This window comes from Streptomyces sp. NPDC001822, from assembly GCF_042892135.1.
Taxonomy (GTDB): Bacteria; Actinomycetota; Actinomycetes; order Streptomycetales; family Streptomycetaceae; genus Streptomyces.
This window is the reverse complement of record NZ_JBIATW010000005.1, coordinates 269,520-285,181: the sequence shown is the minus strand read 5'-3', so window position 1 is coordinate 285,181 and position 15,662 is coordinate 269,520. Positions and strand designations below refer to the sequence as shown.

Below are 15,662 nucleotides of genomic sequence, written 5' to 3'. Positions count from 1 at the left end.
GTCATGCTAGGTCGCTAGAACGTCCGGAGGGCGCGGCCCGCGCCCCTGCCGGGCCACGCCGGTCCGGGCTCGGGGATACTTGGCCCGGCCGGGCGGCGAGTCCGCTCTCCCGGTCTCACCAGGCAGCACAGCGAGCAGCACTAGAAGGGCACGGCGTCGTGGCAAGGGTTCGGACAGGGGTACGCGTGATGGGCGCCGTGCTGGCATCGGTGCTGGCGGCCTCCCTCGCGGGATGCAGCAGCACCGGCGGCAAGCGGGCGGAGGAGCGCGCCGCCAGGCAGGCCGCCGAGGGCCGGTCCGCGGTGAACACGCCCCGCTGGACGTTCGCCATGGTCACCCATTCGGGTGATGGCGACACCTTCTGGGACATCGTCCAGAGCGGTGCCGAGATGGCGGCCCGCAAGGACAACATCAACTTCCTGTACTCGCACAGCGCCGAGGGGCAGCAGCAGGCCGAGCTCGTCCAGACCGCGATCGACAAGAAGGTCGACGGCCTGGTCGTCTCGCTGGCCAAGCCCGACTCGTTGAAGGCGGTCGTGGCCAAGGCGGTCAAGGCGGGCATCCCCGTGATCACGGTGAACTCCGGATCGGCCGAGTCCAAGGCCTTCGGCGCGCTCACCCACATCGGCCAGGACGAGTCCATCGCGGGCGAGGCCGTAGGGGACGAGCTCGGCAAGCGCGGCCGGAAGAAGGCGCTGTGCGTCCTGCACGAGCAGGGCAACGTCGGCCACGAGCAGCGGTGCGCCGGGGCCAAGAAGACCTTCGACGGAACGATGGAGAACCTCTACGTCGACGGCACGAACCTGCCCGACGTCCAGGCCTCGATCGAGGCCAAGCTCGGCGCGGACAAGAGCATCGACGCCGTCGTCACCCTCGGCGCACCGTTCGCCGCCGCGGCCGTCAAGGCGAAGAAGACCGCGGGCAGCAAGGCCGAGATCGACACCTTCGACCTCAACGCGAGCGTCGCCGCCGGGCTGCAGGACGACTCGCTGGGCTTCGCCGTCGACCAGCAGCCCTATCTCCAGGGCTACGAGGCCGTCGACCTGCTCTGGCTCTACCGCTACAACCGGAACGTCCTCGGCGGCGGCCGCCCCGTCCTGACCGGGCCGCAGATCATCACCGCGGACGACGCCGACGCCCTGGCGGAGTACGCGAAGCGGGGAACCCGATGACCGCGACCGGTCAACCGGCGGCGTCCCGCACCGACGAACGCCTGCTGCACACCTCGACCCTGCGCAAGCTGCTCGGGCGGCCGGAGCTCGGCTCGGTCGTCGGGGCCGTGGCCGTCTTCCTGTTCTTCGCGATCGTGGCCGACAGCTTCCTGCGGCCCTCCAGCCTCGGCACCGTCCTCTACGCGGCCTCGACCATCGGGATCATGGCCGTGCCGGTCGCGCTCCTGATGATCGGCGGCGAGTTCGACCTCTCCGCCGGTGTGATGGTGACCAGCTCGGCGCTGATCTCCTCGATGTTCAGCTACCAGCTGACCGTCAACGTCTGGGTCGGCGTCTTCGTGTCGCTGGTGGTCACCCTCGGCTTCGGCGCGTTCAACGGCTTCATGCTGACCCGGACCAAACTGCCGAGCTTCATCATCACGCTCGGCACGTTCCTGATGCTGACCGGCCTGAACCTGGGCTTCACCAAGCTGATCAGCGACACGGTGTCCACCAAGGCCATCGGAGACATGGAGGGCTTCGAGTCGGCCCGCAAGATCTTCGCGTCCTACCTCACCGTCGGCGGCGTCGAGCTGAAGGTCACCATCCTGTGGTGGGTGGCGCTCGTCGCGGTCGCCACCTGGATCCTGATCCGGACCCGCTTCGGCAACTGGATCTTCGCCGTCGGCGGCCAGGCCGACGCGGCCCGCGCGGTCGGCGTCCCGGTGGTCCGCACGCGCATCGGGCTCTATCTCGGTGTCGCCTTCGCCGCCTGGATCTCCGGGCAGCACCTGCTGTTCTCGTACGACGTCGTACAGTCCGGCGAAGGCGTCGGCAACGAGCTGATCTACATCATCGCGGCCGTCATCGGAGGCTGCCTGATCACCGGCGGCTACGGCTCCGCGATCGGATCGGCCATCGGCGCCCTCATCTTCGGCATGACCAGCAAGGGCATCGTGTACGCGGAGTGGAACCCCGACTGGTTCAAGTTCTTCCTGGGGGCGATGCTGCTCCTGGCCACCCTGCTCAACGCATGGGTACGCAAGCGCGCGGAGGCGACGAAATGACGGCCACCCAGGCTCCCGCACCCCGGGACACGGCCGGTCCGGCGCTGGTCGAGCTCGACGACGTCAGCAAGTACTACGGCAACATCAAGGCCCTGGAGAACGTCTCGCTGGAGGTCCGGGCGGGGGAGATCTCCTGCGTCCTCGGTGACAACGGAGCCGGCAAGTCGACCCTCATCAAGATCATCGCGGGTCTCCACAAGCACGACGCGGGAACGTTCCTCATCGAGGGGGAGGAGACGACCCTCGCCAATCCGCGCGACGCGCTGGACCGGGGCATCGCCACCGTCTACCAGGACCTCGCCGTCGTGCCGCTGATGCCGGTGTGGCGCAACTTCTTCCTGGGCTCGGAGCCGACCAGGGGCACCGGCCCCTTCAAGCGCCTCGACGTCCGGCGGATGCGCGAGACGACGCGTGCGGAACTGCTGCGCATGGGCATCGACCTGCGGGACGTCGACCAGCCCATCGGCACCCTCTCCGGGGGTGAGCGGCAGTGCGTCGCCATCGCCCGTGCCGTGTACTTCGGCGCCAAGGTCCTCGTCCTCGACGAGCCGACCGCGGCGCTCGGCGTCAAGCAGTCCGGCGTCGTCCTCAAGTACGTCGCGGCCGCCAGGGACGCCGGGCTCGGAGTGGTTCTCATCACGCACAACCCGCACCACGCCTACCTCGTGGGCGACCGCTTCGTCCTCCTCAAGCGGGGCGCGATGTCCGGCAGCCACACCCGGGACGACGTCACCCTGGACGAGCTGACCCGCCAGATGGCAGGTGGGAGCGAGCTCGAGGAGCTCAGCCACGAGCTCGAACGGGCTCCCGCCCCGGACCTCCACGGGCCCCGCCGGGCCGGGGAAGACGCCCCTTAAGTCACGTTCCGCACCCCGCGCCCCTGATCCGGAGACCGGCTCCAGGGGCGCGGGAGTGGCAGAATCGTGCACGGCGGACGCCGTCCGCCGCCGGACCGAGCACCCGACCGGCCCCCCGACCTGCGCAGGGACGATGAGCACGTACCGCGACTTCACACACCGCGGCTCCGCCCGCGCCACCGTCCTGCGGACCGTCGGCACCAGGGAGCGGCGCTCGCACCTCACGGCGCCCCGCGTCCCCACCGTCGGCATCGACATCGGCGGGACGAAGGTGATGGCGGGCGTCGTCGACGCCGACGGCAACATCCTGGAGACCCTCCGCACGGAGACCCCGGACAAGTCCAAGAGCCCCAAGGTCGTCGAGGACACCATCGTCGAGCTGGTCCTGGACCTCTCCGACCGCCACGACGTGCACGCCGTCGGCATCGGCGCGGCGGGCTGGGTCGACGCGGACCGCTCCAGGGTGCTCTTCGCACCGCACCTCGCCTGGCGCGACGAGCCCCTCCGGGACGCCATCGCCTCGCGGCTCGTCGTCCCCGTCATGGTCGACAACGACGCCAACACTGCGGCCTGGGCGGAATGGCGGTTCGGCGCCGGGCGCGGCGAGGACCACCTCGTCATGATCACGCTGGGCACCGGCATCGGCGGGGCCATCCTCGAGGACGGCCACGTCAAGCGCGGCAAGTACGGCGTCTCCGGTGAGTTCGGCCACATGCAGGTGGTGCCCGGCGGGCACCGCTGCCCGTGCGGGAACCGCGGCTGCTGGGAGCAGTACAGCTCGGGCAACGCCCTGGTGCGCGAGGCCAGGGAACTGGCCGCGGCGGACTCCCCGGTGGCGCACGGCATCATCGAGCGGGTCAAGGGCAACATCCCCGAGATCACCGGGCCGCTCATCACCGAACTCGCCCGCGAGGGCGACGCGATGTGCGTGGAGCTGCTCCAGGACATCGGCCAGTGGCTCGGCGTGGGCATCGCCAACCTCGCCGCCGCGCTGGACCCCTCGTGCTTCGTCATCGGGGGCGGGGTCAGCGCGGCGGACGACCTGCTGATCGGCCCGGCCAGGGAAGCCTTCAAGCGCCACCTCACGGGCCGCGGCTACCGCCCCGAGGCACGGATCGCGAAGGCACAGCTCGGCCCCGAGGCCGGTATGGTCGGTGCCGCCGACCTCGCCCGCCTGGTCGCCCGGCGCTTCCGCCGCACGAACCGCCGCAGGGTCGAGCGCTACGAGCGCTACGCCCAGTTCTACGACCAGGCCGCGAGCACCATCAGGAACACGCGCGGCACCCGCAGCTCCGCCGACTGATCCGCCACCGCACGACGCGGCGCATCCGGCCACCCGTACTCCGTACCGCAGCATCGAGGGATCACCGACCATGACCGCAGCCGAGCACCACATCGTGCCGCGCCAGCCCCCTTCGTCGGGCGCCGCGGGGTCGTCCGGGCCGTCGGGTTCCCCCGGGGGCGGTGACGGGACGCCGCCGCAGGACCGGCGCAGGGTGACGCGCCGCCGCCTGATCACGCTGACCATCATCGTGCTGCTGATCGGTATCCCGGCGGGCTACCTGGTGATCTCCGCGGGCCAGAGCCGCCGGTCGGGCAAGGACAAGGAGGCGGAGGCCGCGGCCCAGGGGCTGCGCGAGGACTGGCCGTCCGGAATGCAGCGCCGCATCTTCGAACTGCCCGTCCCGGGCAACGCGGTCGGGGTGCAGTACTACGAGACCAACAACTGGAAAGCCAGCAGGATGTACGTGAAGTTCCGTACGACCTCCGCAGGCCTCGACCGCTTCCTGAGTGGCGTCGGGACCGGCCGGGCGGCGCTGGAGACCGGCAAGGTCACGATCGGCGCGCGGGACCTCAAGGTCACCGGGTGGTTCTTCGGACCGGGCGTCGACTGGGCGGGCACGGTCCACAAGAACAAGGATCCGCGCCCCACCCAGCACATCACCGTCAACATGACGGATCCGGCGGCTCCGGTCGTCTACGTGGTGTCCGCGGCGACCCCCTGAGGGGGAGCGGGCGGGCCGCTCATTACCCTGGAGCGAGTGAGTGAAGTGAGCGAGACGACCCCGCAGCCCGCCCGGCCCCCGCAGACGGCCCACCCCGAGCCCCTGCAGGGCGAGGTGATCCGGCAGCTCCCGCAGGTGCCCGGACCCGTACCGGGACAGCCGTACGCGCAGGCCCCCCACGCCGTCCCCGGCCCCCCGCCACGGGCGGCCGACCCGCTGTCGCGGCCCCCGGCCGACCGGCCCGGCCACAGCCCGGCCGACCCGGCGTCGTCCCAGGTGACCGCCCAGATCCCGCAGGCGGTTCCCGGACCGCACCACGGCGGGCCCGAGGCCGGCGACGGGTCCCGGCCGGGCTTCCCGCCGCAGGGGCGGCAGCCCGCCGGCGCCTCGCAGGGACCGCAGGCGGGCTTCGTACCGCAGCGTCCGGAGCCCGGTTTCCCCCCGCAGGCGCCGCAGCGCCCTGAGCCCGGTCTCGCCCCGCAGGCCCCCCAGCCGGGCTTCGCCCCGCACGGACAGCCGGCGCCGCAGCCCGGTTTCGCCCCGCACACCCCCGACGTCCCGCAGCCCGGCCAGGCTCCGTATCCCGGGCAGGCCCCGCACCCCGGGCAGCTCCCGCAGGGCGCCCGCCCCGGCTCCGCCGCCCCGCAGGCCCCGCACCCCGGACAGGTACGGCAGGCCCCGCACTCCGACAGGCTCCTCCAGTACCGCTTCGACGGACCTGAGGACGCCCCGGTCCTCGTGATCGGGCCCTCCCTCGGCACCACCTGGCACATGTGGGACCGCCAGATACCCGAGCTGTCGCAGCACTGGAGGATCTTCCGCTACGACCTGCCCGGCCACGGCGGAGCCCCCGCGCATCCCGCCGCCGCCGTCAGCGACCTCGCCGACCGGCTGCTCGCGACGCTGGACAGCGTCGGTGTCCAGCGCTTCGGTTACGCGGGCTGCTCCATCGGCGGTGCCGTCGGAGCCGACCTCGCCCTGCGCCACCCCCACCGGATCGCCGCGCTCGCGCTCGTCGCCGCCTCACCGCGCTTCGGCACCGCGGACGAGTTCCGGCAGCGCGGGGTGATCGTCCGCAGCAACGGCCTGGAGCCGATCGCCCGCACCTCCCCGGAGCGCTGGTTCACCCCCGGCTTCGCGGCTGCCCAGCCCGCCATCGTCGAGTGGGCCGTCCAGATGGTCCGCACCACCGACCCCGGCTGCTACATCGCCTCCTGCGAGGCCCTGGCCGCCTTCGACATCCGTACGGAACTCTCGCGCATCGGTGTTCCGACGCTCGTGCTCGTGGGAGCGGACGACAAGGTCACCGGCCCCGCCGAGGCGCGGAACCTGGTCGCCGGTATCCCGGACGCCCGTCTCGCCCTCGTGCCCGGAGCCTCGCACCTCGCTCCGGTCGAGCAGCCGGCCGCGGTCACCGACCTGCTGTTCATGCACTTCTCGACGGCCTGGCAGGACACCCTGGCGTCGATCCCCGTACCACCGTCCCCCGGTTTCGCGGTCCCGTCCGCCCCCGTGGTGCCCGTCGCGGAGATCGCCTCGGCCGGCGAACTGCCCGACGCCTCCACCGCGGGCCGCGGCGATGCGCGCGAGCGCGGGATGAAGGTGCGGCGCGAGGTCCTGGGAGACGCCCACGTCGATGCCGTGACAGCGGCGTCCGACGGTTTCACCGACGACTTCGAGGAGCTCCTCACCCGCTACGCGTGGGGGGAGATCTGGGCCAGGGACGGCCTCGACCGCAAGGCCCGCAGCTGTGTCACGCTCACGGCCGTCGTCGCCTCGGGCCATCTCGGCGGCCTCGCCCAGCACGTCAGGGCGGCCCTGCGCAACGGGCTCACCCCCGTCGAGATCAAGGAAGTCCTGCTCCAGACCGCCGTCTACTGCGGCATTCCGGCCGCCGGCGCCGCGTTCGAGATCGCGCGGTCCGTCATCCAGGAGGAAACCACCCCGCCCGCGTAGCAGGATGGGGGCATGAACGCTTCGCCTCTCACGCTCACCAAGAAGACCCACTCGTGCGTCCGCCTGGAGCGGGACGGGCAGTCGCTCGTGATCGACCCGGGCGGGTTCACCGAGGACGACGCCGTCGTCGGTGCCGACGCGATCCTGGTGACGCACGAACACCCGGACCACTTCGACGAGGCGCGCCTGCGCGCTGCTCTCGAAGCCGATCCGGCGCTGCGGCTGTGGACCCTGCGCAGTGTGGCCGAGCGGATGTCCGCCGCGTTCCCGGGACGCGTGCACACCGTGGGCCACGGCGACACCTTCGACGCCGCCGGGTTCGGCGTACAGGTGCACGGCGAACTGCACGCGGTGATCCACCCGGACATTCCCCGGATCACCAACATCGGCTTCCTCGTGGACGGTTCGGTCTTCCACCCCGGCGACGCGCTCACCGTGCCGGACCGGCCCGTGGACACGCTGATGCTGCCGGTGATGGCCCCCTGGAACAAGATCTCGGAGGTCATCGACTACGTGCGCGAGGTCAAGCCGCGCCGCGCCATCGACATCCACGACGCGCTGCTCACCGATCTCGCCCGTCCGATCTACGACACGCAGATCGGAGCGCTGGGCGGCACGGACCACGGGCGGCTGACACCGGGCGACGCGACCCGTCTCTGACCCGGCTGTCAGTGGGAGCGGCTAGGTTTACCGCATGCGCATCGCCACCTGGAACGTCAACTCGATCACCGCCCGGCTTCCCCGGCTGCTGGCCTGGCTGGAGAGCAGCGGCACCGACGTGCTGTGCATCCAGGAGACCAAGTGCACGCTCGAACAGTTCCCCGCCGAAGCCCTGCGCGAGGCGGGTTACGAGTCCGCGGTCAACGCCACGGGCCGGTGGAACGGCGTGGCGCTGCTCTCCCGCGTGGGTCTCGCCGACGTCGTGACCGGTCTGCCCGGCGGCCCCGCCTACGAGGGCCTGCAGGAGCCGAGGGCGGTCTCGGCGACCTGTGGGCCCGTCCGCGTCTGGTCCGTCTACGTGCCCAACGGCCGCGAGGTCGCCCACGAGCACTACGCCTACAAGCTGCGCTGGCTCGAAGCCCTGCGGGAGGCCGTCGCCGGGGACGCGGCGGGAGCGCTGCCCTTCGCCGTCCTCGGCGACTACAACATCGCGCCCACCGACGAGGACGTCTGGGACCCGGCCGTCTTCGAGGGGGCGACCCATGTCACCCCCGCCGAGCGGGACGCGCTCGCCGCACTCCGCGAGCAGGGACTCTCGGACGTGGTGCCGCGCCCCCTCAAGTACGACCGCCCGTACTCCTACTGGGACTACCGCCAGCTCGCCTTCCCGAAGAACAGGGGCATGCGCATCGACCTGGTCTACGGCAACGCCCCCTTCGCGGCGGCGGTCAAGGACAGCTACGTCGACCGCGAGGAGCGCAAGGGCAAGGGAGCGTCCGACCACGCCCCGGTGGTCGTCGACCTCGACGTCTGACGGCCGCCGGGCCGGTTCCGCGGAACCGGCCCGGCGTCGGGCCTCGGTCAGTGCACGGAAAAGCCACCGTCGACGAAGAGCGACTGGCCCGTCACATAGGCCGAGGCGGCGCTCGCCAGGAACACGGCGGCGCCCGCGAAGTCCCCGGCGAGCCCGTTGCGCCCCACCATCGTGCGGGCCGCCAGCGCCGCGACCCGCTCCGGGTCGGACGACAACCGCTCGTTGAGCGGGGTCATGACGAAACCGGGTACCAGCGTGTTGCAGGTGACGCCGTGCGGCGACCAGGCCTCGGCCTGCGAACGTGCCAGTGATTCCAGCGCACCCTTGGAGACGCCGTAGGCGCCGCTCTGCACGAAAGCGCGGTGTGCCTGCTGCGAGGTGATGTGGATGATGCGGCCGAATCCCCGCTCGGCCATGCCGGGCCCGAAGCGCTGTCCCAGCAGGTAGGGCGCCTTGAGGTTCACCGTCATCGTGGTGTCCCAGACGTCCTCGTCCAGCTCGCTCATCGGGGGCCGGAGGTTGATGCCCGCGCAGTTCACGAGGATGTCGGGCTCGCCGAAGGCGGCCGTCGAGGCCTCCGCCGCGGTCCGTACCCCTTCACTCGTCCCGAGGTCGGCACTCACCCACGCCACCCGGCAGCCCTCGGCGGTGAGTTCGTCCACGGTCCGCTCCAGCTCCGCCTCCCTGCGTGCCACGACCACCACACGCGCGCCCGCGTGCGCGAGCGCACCGGCGATCCCGCGACCGATGCCGGAGCTGCCGCCGGTCACCAGGGCGACCCGGCCCTCCAGCGAGAAGAGTTCGGAGAGATAGTTCTGGGAGGTCATCCCCGTACCCTAGAGAGCCGGCCGGACCGCCTCCGGGGCGGGGCCGGAGCCGGCTCTGCCTGCGAGCGGCGGGCGGCGCGCGGCCGACGGCTCGCTTCGGCGGTACCCCTGCCGCGGTCGCGTCGCTCGTCAGCCGACCTCGGCGCGGACGCTCACACCGGTGATGCCGTCGACGAAGGTCACGTGGGCAGGCGTGAACGTGCCCTGCGCCGCCACGGTGCCCGTCACGTCCTCGCCGGGGGCCAGGACGACCGTCGCGATCAGGTTCTCGTCCCCTGCCGCTTCGGCCGGGTGCCTGCCGCCGTCGGCGTCCGTGAGCGAGAAGGCAAGCGGGTCGACGCCGATGTCGGTCCCTCCGTTGTTCGTGACCGTGATCCGCACGGCGGTGCAGGCCGTGCCGCTCCGGCAGGCCGTCGGGGTCGCCACGATCCCCACGGACCCGACGGCCGGTCCACGCGTCTCCCGCCCGGCCGTCTCCGTGCCGTCGCCATCCCTGCCCGCGCCGGTGGCGGACGCGGTCGCGACGGGTTCGGCGCCGCGTGGCGCACCGTCCTCCTCACCGCCGAGCAGGGCCGCACTGCCGATGGCGAAAACGAGGACGAGCCCGACGATGCCGAGGCAGCCGAAGCCCACGATCCTCCCGGCACCGCCTCCCCTGCGCCGTCGGGGCTGCCGAGGCGGGTGAGGCCCCGGACCTCCGCCGTGCGGACGCTCGGACCGCGGCTCCGGATACGACATGTGCCCCCCAAGGACGGATCGCCGGGGCAAGACCGTAGCGGCCGGGCGCGCGGCGGGGGAGGCAGATGTTCCGTTGGTGACGGAGCTGTGACCGACCGGTGGCGGTGGCGAGCGTAGAGCACCCGGCCCGCCGGAACGGTCGTGGCGCACGGCGCACCGGGTCTCGCCCCGAGGCGCTCCGGCATACGCTTCAAGCAGGAACTGCCGGCCGGATGTCGAACCCGTGTACACGTCGCGCACGGCCGAAAAGCCTCCGATCCGATCCCCGTGCGCCACACGCGTCCAGGGCCGTCGCCCACACCCCCGGGGTGCGGGGACCAGGAGCGGGATTTGTGTCATGGTGATCCTGAAGGCGGCGCTTCAGAGGGAGTTGTTCCCGTGAGCGACGGGGGAGCGAGTGGGAGTCGACTGAGAGATGGTCATGGAGAAGACAGACACGCCGGAACCGGCGCCGGCCGGCAGGCGGGCGGGATGCAGGCCCACCGACTCTCCGCACGGTCCGAGAAACGACGTCGACGCTCCCCGAAGGACCCGGCCATGAACATTCCCTTCCTGGACAACTGGCGCAAACGGCACGGTGGTACGCGGGCGGCGTCCCTCAAGGACGCCGTCAGGACCGACCCGGACGGCGTGGCGGAACTGCTCGCGGAATGCGAGCTGCTGCGCGCCCGCGCGGGACAGTGCGGACTCGAACTGGACGACAGCCCCGCCTCGTTGTCCGCGCTCGACCAGCTGCCGCCGATCTGGCGCGACGACCCGGAGGAGCTGCCCTGGGTCGGCAACGACGCGGGCCTCTACCTCGGCACCGTGCTGGTGCGCACCGTGCCCGGCGCCGCGTGGGACATCCTGGCCGCCGGGCGGCCCGTGGTGCGGCTGGCATCGGGACGGGAGATCGACGTCGTCGCCGCGGGTCTCGACTGGGCGGTCTCGGGCAGCCCCGAGCTCTCGGAGATGTACGCGGAGTCGGCGGAGAGCGGCCCGGAGGTCAAAGCGCGATAAACAGCCTTATCCGCGGCCGGTGCGTGTCGGCCCGAAGGGTTCGTCCGCCCCGGATAGTTTGCGCTGACCTCGACACCGTCGACAAGTGGGTAGGGCAGCGTATGGCCGTCGATCCGTTGATCGAACTGCGGGACGTCAACAAGTACTTCGGGGAGTTGCACGTACTGCGGGACATCAATCTCACCGTCGGCCGCGGGGAGGTGGTGGTGATCATCGGCCCCTCCGGATCGGGCAAGTCGACCCTCTGCCGGACCATCAACAGACTCGAGACGATCGAGTCCGGCCACATCACCATCGACGGAAAGCCGCTTCCCGCGGAGGGGAAGGGCCTCGCGCAGCTCCGGGCCGAAGTCGGCATGGTCTTCCAGTCGTTCAACCTGTTCGCCCACAAGACCGTGCTGGCGAACGTGACCCTCGCGCAGCTCAAGGTCCGCAAGCGCAGGAAGGACGAGGCCGACCAGCGCTCCCGGGAACTCCTGGAGCGGGTAGGGCTGGCCTCGCAGGCGGACAAGCTCCCCGCCCAGCTCTCCGGCGGACAGCAGCAGCGCGTCGCCATCGCACGGGCCCTCGCCATGGACCCCAAGGCGCTCCTCTTCGACGAGCCGACCTCCGCACTCGACCCGGAGATGATCAACGAGGTCCTGGAGGTCATGCGACAGCTCGCGCGCGAGGGCATGACCATGGTCGTCGTCACGCACGAGATGGGGTTCGCCCGCTCCGCGGCCAACCGTGTGGTCTTCATGTCCGACGGACGCGTCGTCGAGGACCGCACCCCGGAGGACTTCTTCACCGCCCCGGAGAGCGACCGCGCCAAGGACTTCCTGTCCAAGATCCTCAAGCACTGACAGGGGCACCGTGTTGCGTACGAGGAACATCGCGGCCCTGCTGGTCTGCCTCCTGCTCGCCGCGTTCGCCGCGGGGTGCGGCAGGGAGGGCAGCCCCCCGGTCAAGGGCCCGAAGGCGGGTGCCCTGCCCCGGTACACCGTCGACACCGGATTCCGGCTTCCGGAGTCCAGGACGTGGACGAAGGCCAAGAGACGCGGCTACCTCGCCGTCGGGGTCAAGGAGGACCAGCCGTACCTCGGTGAGAAGGACCCGGCCACCGGCGTCTACTCCGGCTTCGACATCGAGATCGCCCGCATGATGGCGGCCTCCCTCGGCTTCCGGCCCGCCACGATCCGCTTCCGCACCATCGCCTCGGCGAACCGCGAGACCGCGCTCCAGAACGGTCAGATCGACTACTACGTGGGCACCTACACGATCAACGACATGCGCAAGAAGCTCGTCGGCTTCGCCGGGCCCTACTACATGGCGGGTCAGGGCCTGCTGGTCCGCACCGACGAGAACGACATCCACGGCCCGCAGGACCTGGCGGGCAAGACCGTGTGCTCGGCCGCCGGGTCGACCCCCTACCAGCGCATCGCCGCCGACTACCCCAGGGCCGACCTGGTCGCCTACGACACGTACTCGATCTGCGTCGACAACCTGCTGACCTTCCAGGTCGACGCCGTCACCACCGACGACGCCATCCTCCTCGGCTTCGCGGCCAAGGCCCCGGACGAGATGAAGGTGGTGGGCAAGCCCTTCTCCGAGGAGCCGTACGGCATCGGCGTCCCGCGCGGCGACACGGCGCTGCGCCTCGCGCTCGACGACGCGCTGGAGGAGAACGAGAAGAACGGCAACTGGAAGAAGGCGTTCGAAGCCACCCTGGGCCTCTCCGGGGTACCCGCGCCGACACCGCCGCCCATCGACCGCTACCCGGCGAACTGAGGGGCCCCGCCACCACCATGGACGTACTGACAGACAACTTCTCGCTCTACGCCGAGGGATTCCTGGGCACCCTGGAACTCACCGTCTACGCCTCGGTCCTGGCGCTCGTGCTCGGCTTCGTCATGGCCTCCTTCCGGGTCGCTCCCGTCGGCTCGCTCCGGGTGGTCGGCACCGTCTGGGTGGCGGTGCTGCGGAACACCCCGCTGACCCTGCTGTTCTTCGCCGTACTCCTCGGCCTGCCGCGCTTCGGACTCGTGCTGCCCTTCCAGGTGTTCGCGGTCCTGGCCCTCGGCTGCTACACCTCCGCGTTCATCTGCGAGGCCCTGCGCTCCGGCATCAACACCGTGCCCACCGGCCAGGGCGAGGCGGCGCGCAGTCTCGGCATGTCCTTCGGGCAGACGCTGGGCAGCGTGGTGCTGCCCCAGGCGTTCCGCTCGGTGATCCCGCCGGTGGGATCGACGCTCATCGCTCTCGCCAAGAACTCCGCGATCGCCGGGGCGTTCAGCGTCACCGAACTGCTGGGCACGTACAAGACCCTCAACGAACTCGGCTACAGCATCATCTGGTCCTTCGTCTGGATCGCCGTCGGCTACCTCATCATCACCCTCGCGATCAGCGCGCTCTTCAACCTGATGGAGAAGCGCTGGGGAGTCGCCCGATGACCCGTTCCACCGCCTCGGCGTCAGCGCTCTACGACATCCCGGGGCCCGCGACGCGCAAGCGACACCGGGCCTACGGCATCGCCGCGACCGCCGTGATCATCGGCCTGCTCGGCTGGATCCTCTACCTGCTCTTCGACACGAACCAGTTCACCAGCCAGAAGTGGACGCCCTTCATCTACGTGGGCATCCAGGAACTGCTGCTGCGCGGTCTCGGCAACACGCTCAAGGCCTTCGCCTACGCGGCGGTCCTCTCCCTGGTCCTGGGGGCCGTGCTCGCGGTCGGGCGGCTGTCCGACCACCGGCCGGTGCGCTGGCTCGCGACCCTGCTGGTCGAGTTCTTCCGGGCCATGCCGGTGCTGGTGATGATCTTCTTCATCTTCGTGGCCCTCAAGGTCCAGCCCCTCCCGGCGCTCGTGGCGGGGCTGACCCTCTACAACGGCTCGGTGCTCGCCGAGGTCTTCCGCACGGGCATCAACTCGGTGGAGCGCGGGCAGCGGGAGGCGGCGTACGCCCTGGGCATGCGCAAGACGCAGGTCACCTCGCACGTGCTGGCGCCGCAGGCGGTCCGCGCGATGCTGCCGACGATCATCAGCCAGCTGGTCGTCGCGCTCAAGGACACCTCGCTCGGCTATCTGATCACCTACGAGGAGTTCCTCCACGCCGGCAAGCTGATCGCCTCGAACCTCGACTACGGGCTGCCGTTCATCCCCGTGGTCATGGTGATCTCACCCATCTACATCGGGATGTGCATGCTGCTCTCCTGGTTCGCCACGTGGGTGGCGAAACGCGAACGCCGCGATCCGAAGGCCGAGGGCGCGGGCGTGGCTCCCGCCGAACCGGGACCGATGCTGCCGGGCGTCCGCTAGTGCCGCGTCGGGCAACGTCCGCCCCGTCGGGCAGACGTTCGTCCGCCGCGGTACCGGCCGTCGGCCGGACCCGCCCGGCAGCAGCCGGTGATCACCCCTCGCACCGAGGTCCGGGAGACGACCCGTGCCCGGTCGGGGAGAAGGTCAGCTGTGTGCCGGCCGGGTACGGCCGGAGTGATGAGGACCGGCACCGCCGGTCGCCAGGGCGACACGGGGCCGGCCGGGAGCCGTGGGCGCGGGGGCACGAGTCCGCGCCGACGGCGAACCGCCGTCCCGATGCCCGTCCGCACAGAGGATGAGGGGGCGTTGCCGACCAGATTCCACCAGTGATCCGGGCCCGCGTCGCACGACCGTGCGACGCGGGGCCGCCGACAACCGGCGCCTCGACAGGAGGCAGAGCTCCCCGGCAGGCCTTGCCTGCCACGGCACCAGCGATCCGCGGTTTCCGGTCAGGCCGAGCCGGTCAACTCCTTGAGCACGGAGACGATCTCCTCCGTGGTGACGATGGAGTGGGCGAACGTGGGGCCGTTCAGCTCGTGCGCGGCGTGCATCATCTCGGGGGAGAACGCGGCGGTGGCGTCACGGACGAGCGTGACGTGGTAGCCGAGCTCCATGGCGAAGCGGCCCGTCGACTCGATGCAGGTGTTCGCCAGCACGCCGATCAGCACCACGTGACTGATGTCGTGCTGCTGGAGCAGCAGGTTCAGGTCCGTGTTGGCGAACCCGCTCTGCGACCAGTGCTCATGAGCGACGAGCTCGCCCTCCTGCGGCTGGAAGTCCGGGTGGAACTCCCCGCCCCAGGTACCGAGGGCGAAGCTGTGCTTCTTCTGGATGGCCCGGTGCGTCGGGTTCGGGTAGGACCAGGTGTCGTAGTCCCCCGGCTGCCAGCGGCGGTGGGGGACGAACACCACACGCACGCCGGCCCCGCGGGCGGCCGCGACCACATTGCGCAGGTGGTCGACCAGGCCCACGTCCAGGGCTACCGGCGAGAGCCGGTCCCAGTTGAGGCCGCCCTCGGATATGAAGTCGTTGTAGGGGTCGACCAGCAGTACGGCGGTGTGCCGGGGGTCGTAGGTCTCGGACACGGGCTTCTCCTCATGGTCCGGATGACGAACGGCGGACCCGTGGCGGGAGCGCCGCGCGATGTGGCTTCGCGGGCCGTCCCGGACCTCTGCCGGACGGCCCGACGAGGGCGGCCGGCTTCGGGCGCGGTGGGCGGCAACCGAGGGCGGTCCCCGCCCGCGGCCCGGAAGGCGGCGCTGCGTGCCGGACCGATGCCCGCGACCGGA

The 15,662-nt window shown here is 71.2% G+C and carries 16 protein-coding genes; 13 read left to right on the top strand and 3 right to left on the bottom strand.

Features of this window, described 5'->3' with window-relative positions; genetic code table 11:
• Positions 1–188: 188 nt before the first annotated feature.
• From ACFYY2_RS14560 to ACFYY2_RS14525, 8 genes are all read left to right on the top strand, one after another.
• On the top strand, positions 189–1,172 hold the full coding sequence (locus ACFYY2_RS14560) for a substrate-binding domain-containing protein (protein WP_388741937.1): 984 nt from the start codon (positions 189–191) through the stop codon (positions 1,170–1,172).
• The gene (locus ACFYY2_RS14555; protein ID WP_388741934.1) at positions 1,169–2,218 is read left to right on the top strand and encodes an ABC transporter permease; all 1,050 of its coding nucleotides are present in this window, start codon (positions 1,169–1,171) and stop codon (positions 2,216–2,218) included. The genes ACFYY2_RS14560 and ACFYY2_RS14555 overlap by 4 nt, the downstream gene beginning before the upstream one ends.
• Positions 2,215–3,075, top strand: coding sequence for an ATP-binding cassette domain-containing protein (locus ACFYY2_RS14550; protein ID WP_388741931.1), 861 nt, complete (start codon positions 2,215–2,217; stop codon positions 3,073–3,075). The genes ACFYY2_RS14555 and ACFYY2_RS14550 overlap by 4 nt, the downstream gene beginning before the upstream one ends.
• 133 nt (positions 3,076–3,208) lie before the next feature.
• On the top strand, positions 3,209–4,378 hold the full coding sequence (locus ACFYY2_RS14545) for an ROK family glucokinase (protein WP_388741929.1): 1,170 nt from the start codon (positions 3,209–3,211) through the stop codon (positions 4,376–4,378).
• Positions 4,379–4,448: 70 nt separating this feature from the next.
• Positions 4,449–5,081, top strand: a complete 633-nt coding sequence (locus ACFYY2_RS14540) for a hypothetical protein (protein WP_388741926.1) — start codon at positions 4,449–4,451, stop codon at positions 5,079–5,081.
• 36 nt (positions 5,082–5,117) lie between these two features.
• Complete coding sequence (locus tag ACFYY2_RS14535) at positions 5,118–7,037, top strand: alpha/beta fold hydrolase (protein WP_388741925.1); 1,920 nt, start codon at positions 5,118–5,120, stop codon at positions 7,035–7,037.
• 12 nt (positions 7,038–7,049) lie between these two features.
• Complete coding sequence (locus ACFYY2_RS14530; protein WP_388741922.1) at positions 7,050–7,697, top strand: MBL fold metallo-hydrolase; 648 nt, start codon at positions 7,050–7,052, stop codon at positions 7,695–7,697.
• Positions 7,698–7,731: 34 nt separating this feature from the next.
• A complete protein-coding gene (locus ACFYY2_RS14525; RefSeq protein ID WP_388741920.1) occupies positions 7,732–8,511 on the top strand; it encodes an exodeoxyribonuclease III in 780 nt (259 codons plus the stop codon).
• A gap of 47 nt (positions 8,512–8,558) precedes the next feature.
• Here ACFYY2_RS14525 and ACFYY2_RS14520 read toward each other — a convergent pair whose 3' ends face one another.
• Positions 8,559–9,338, bottom strand: coding sequence for an SDR family NAD(P)-dependent oxidoreductase (locus ACFYY2_RS14520; RefSeq protein ID WP_388741919.1), 780 nt, complete (start codon positions 9,336–9,338; stop codon positions 8,559–8,561).
• Between the two features lie 129 nt (positions 9,339–9,467).
• Complete coding sequence (locus tag ACFYY2_RS14515; protein WP_388741917.1) at positions 9,468–9,971, bottom strand: DUF4352 domain-containing protein; 504 nt, start codon at positions 9,969–9,971, stop codon at positions 9,468–9,470.
• 642 nt (positions 9,972–10,613) lie between these two features.
• Here ACFYY2_RS14515 and ACFYY2_RS14510 point away from each other — a divergent pair.
• The 5 genes from ACFYY2_RS14510 to ACFYY2_RS14490 all read left to right on the top strand — a co-directional run bounded on the left by ACFYY2_RS14510 (position 10,614) and on the right by ACFYY2_RS14490 (position 14,373).
• Positions 10,614–11,075, top strand: coding sequence for a DUF6278 family protein (locus tag ACFYY2_RS14510; RefSeq protein ID WP_388741915.1), 462 nt, complete (start codon positions 10,614–10,616; stop codon positions 11,073–11,075).
• 101 nt (positions 11,076–11,176) lie between these two features.
• Entirely contained in the window at positions 11,177–11,920 is a 744-nt protein-coding gene (locus tag ACFYY2_RS14505; RefSeq protein WP_388741913.1) for an amino acid ABC transporter ATP-binding protein, read from the top strand.
• Between the two features lie 10 nt (positions 11,921–11,930).
• A complete protein-coding gene (locus ACFYY2_RS14500; RefSeq protein WP_388741911.1) occupies positions 11,931–12,845 on the top strand; it encodes a glutamate ABC transporter substrate-binding protein in 915 nt (304 codons plus the stop codon).
• A 17-nt stretch (positions 12,846–12,862) separates the two neighbouring features.
• A complete protein-coding gene (locus tag ACFYY2_RS14495) occupies positions 12,863–13,507 on the top strand; it encodes an amino acid ABC transporter permease (RefSeq protein ID WP_388741908.1) in 645 nt (214 codons plus the stop codon).
• Positions 13,504–14,373: an amino acid ABC transporter permease gene (locus ACFYY2_RS14490; protein ID WP_388741906.1), complete on the top strand. Its 870-nt coding sequence runs from the start codon at positions 13,504–13,506 to the stop codon at positions 14,371–14,373. The genes ACFYY2_RS14495 and ACFYY2_RS14490 overlap by 4 nt, the downstream gene beginning before the upstream one ends.
• Before the next feature lie 449 nt (positions 14,374–14,822).
• On the opposite strand, the gene ACFYY2_RS14485 is transcribed toward ACFYY2_RS14490, so the two are convergent.
• Entirely contained in the window at positions 14,823–15,458 is a 636-nt protein-coding gene (locus ACFYY2_RS14485) for a cysteine hydrolase family protein (protein WP_388741904.1), read from the bottom strand.
• Between the last annotated feature and the right edge of the window lie 204 nt (positions 15,459–15,662).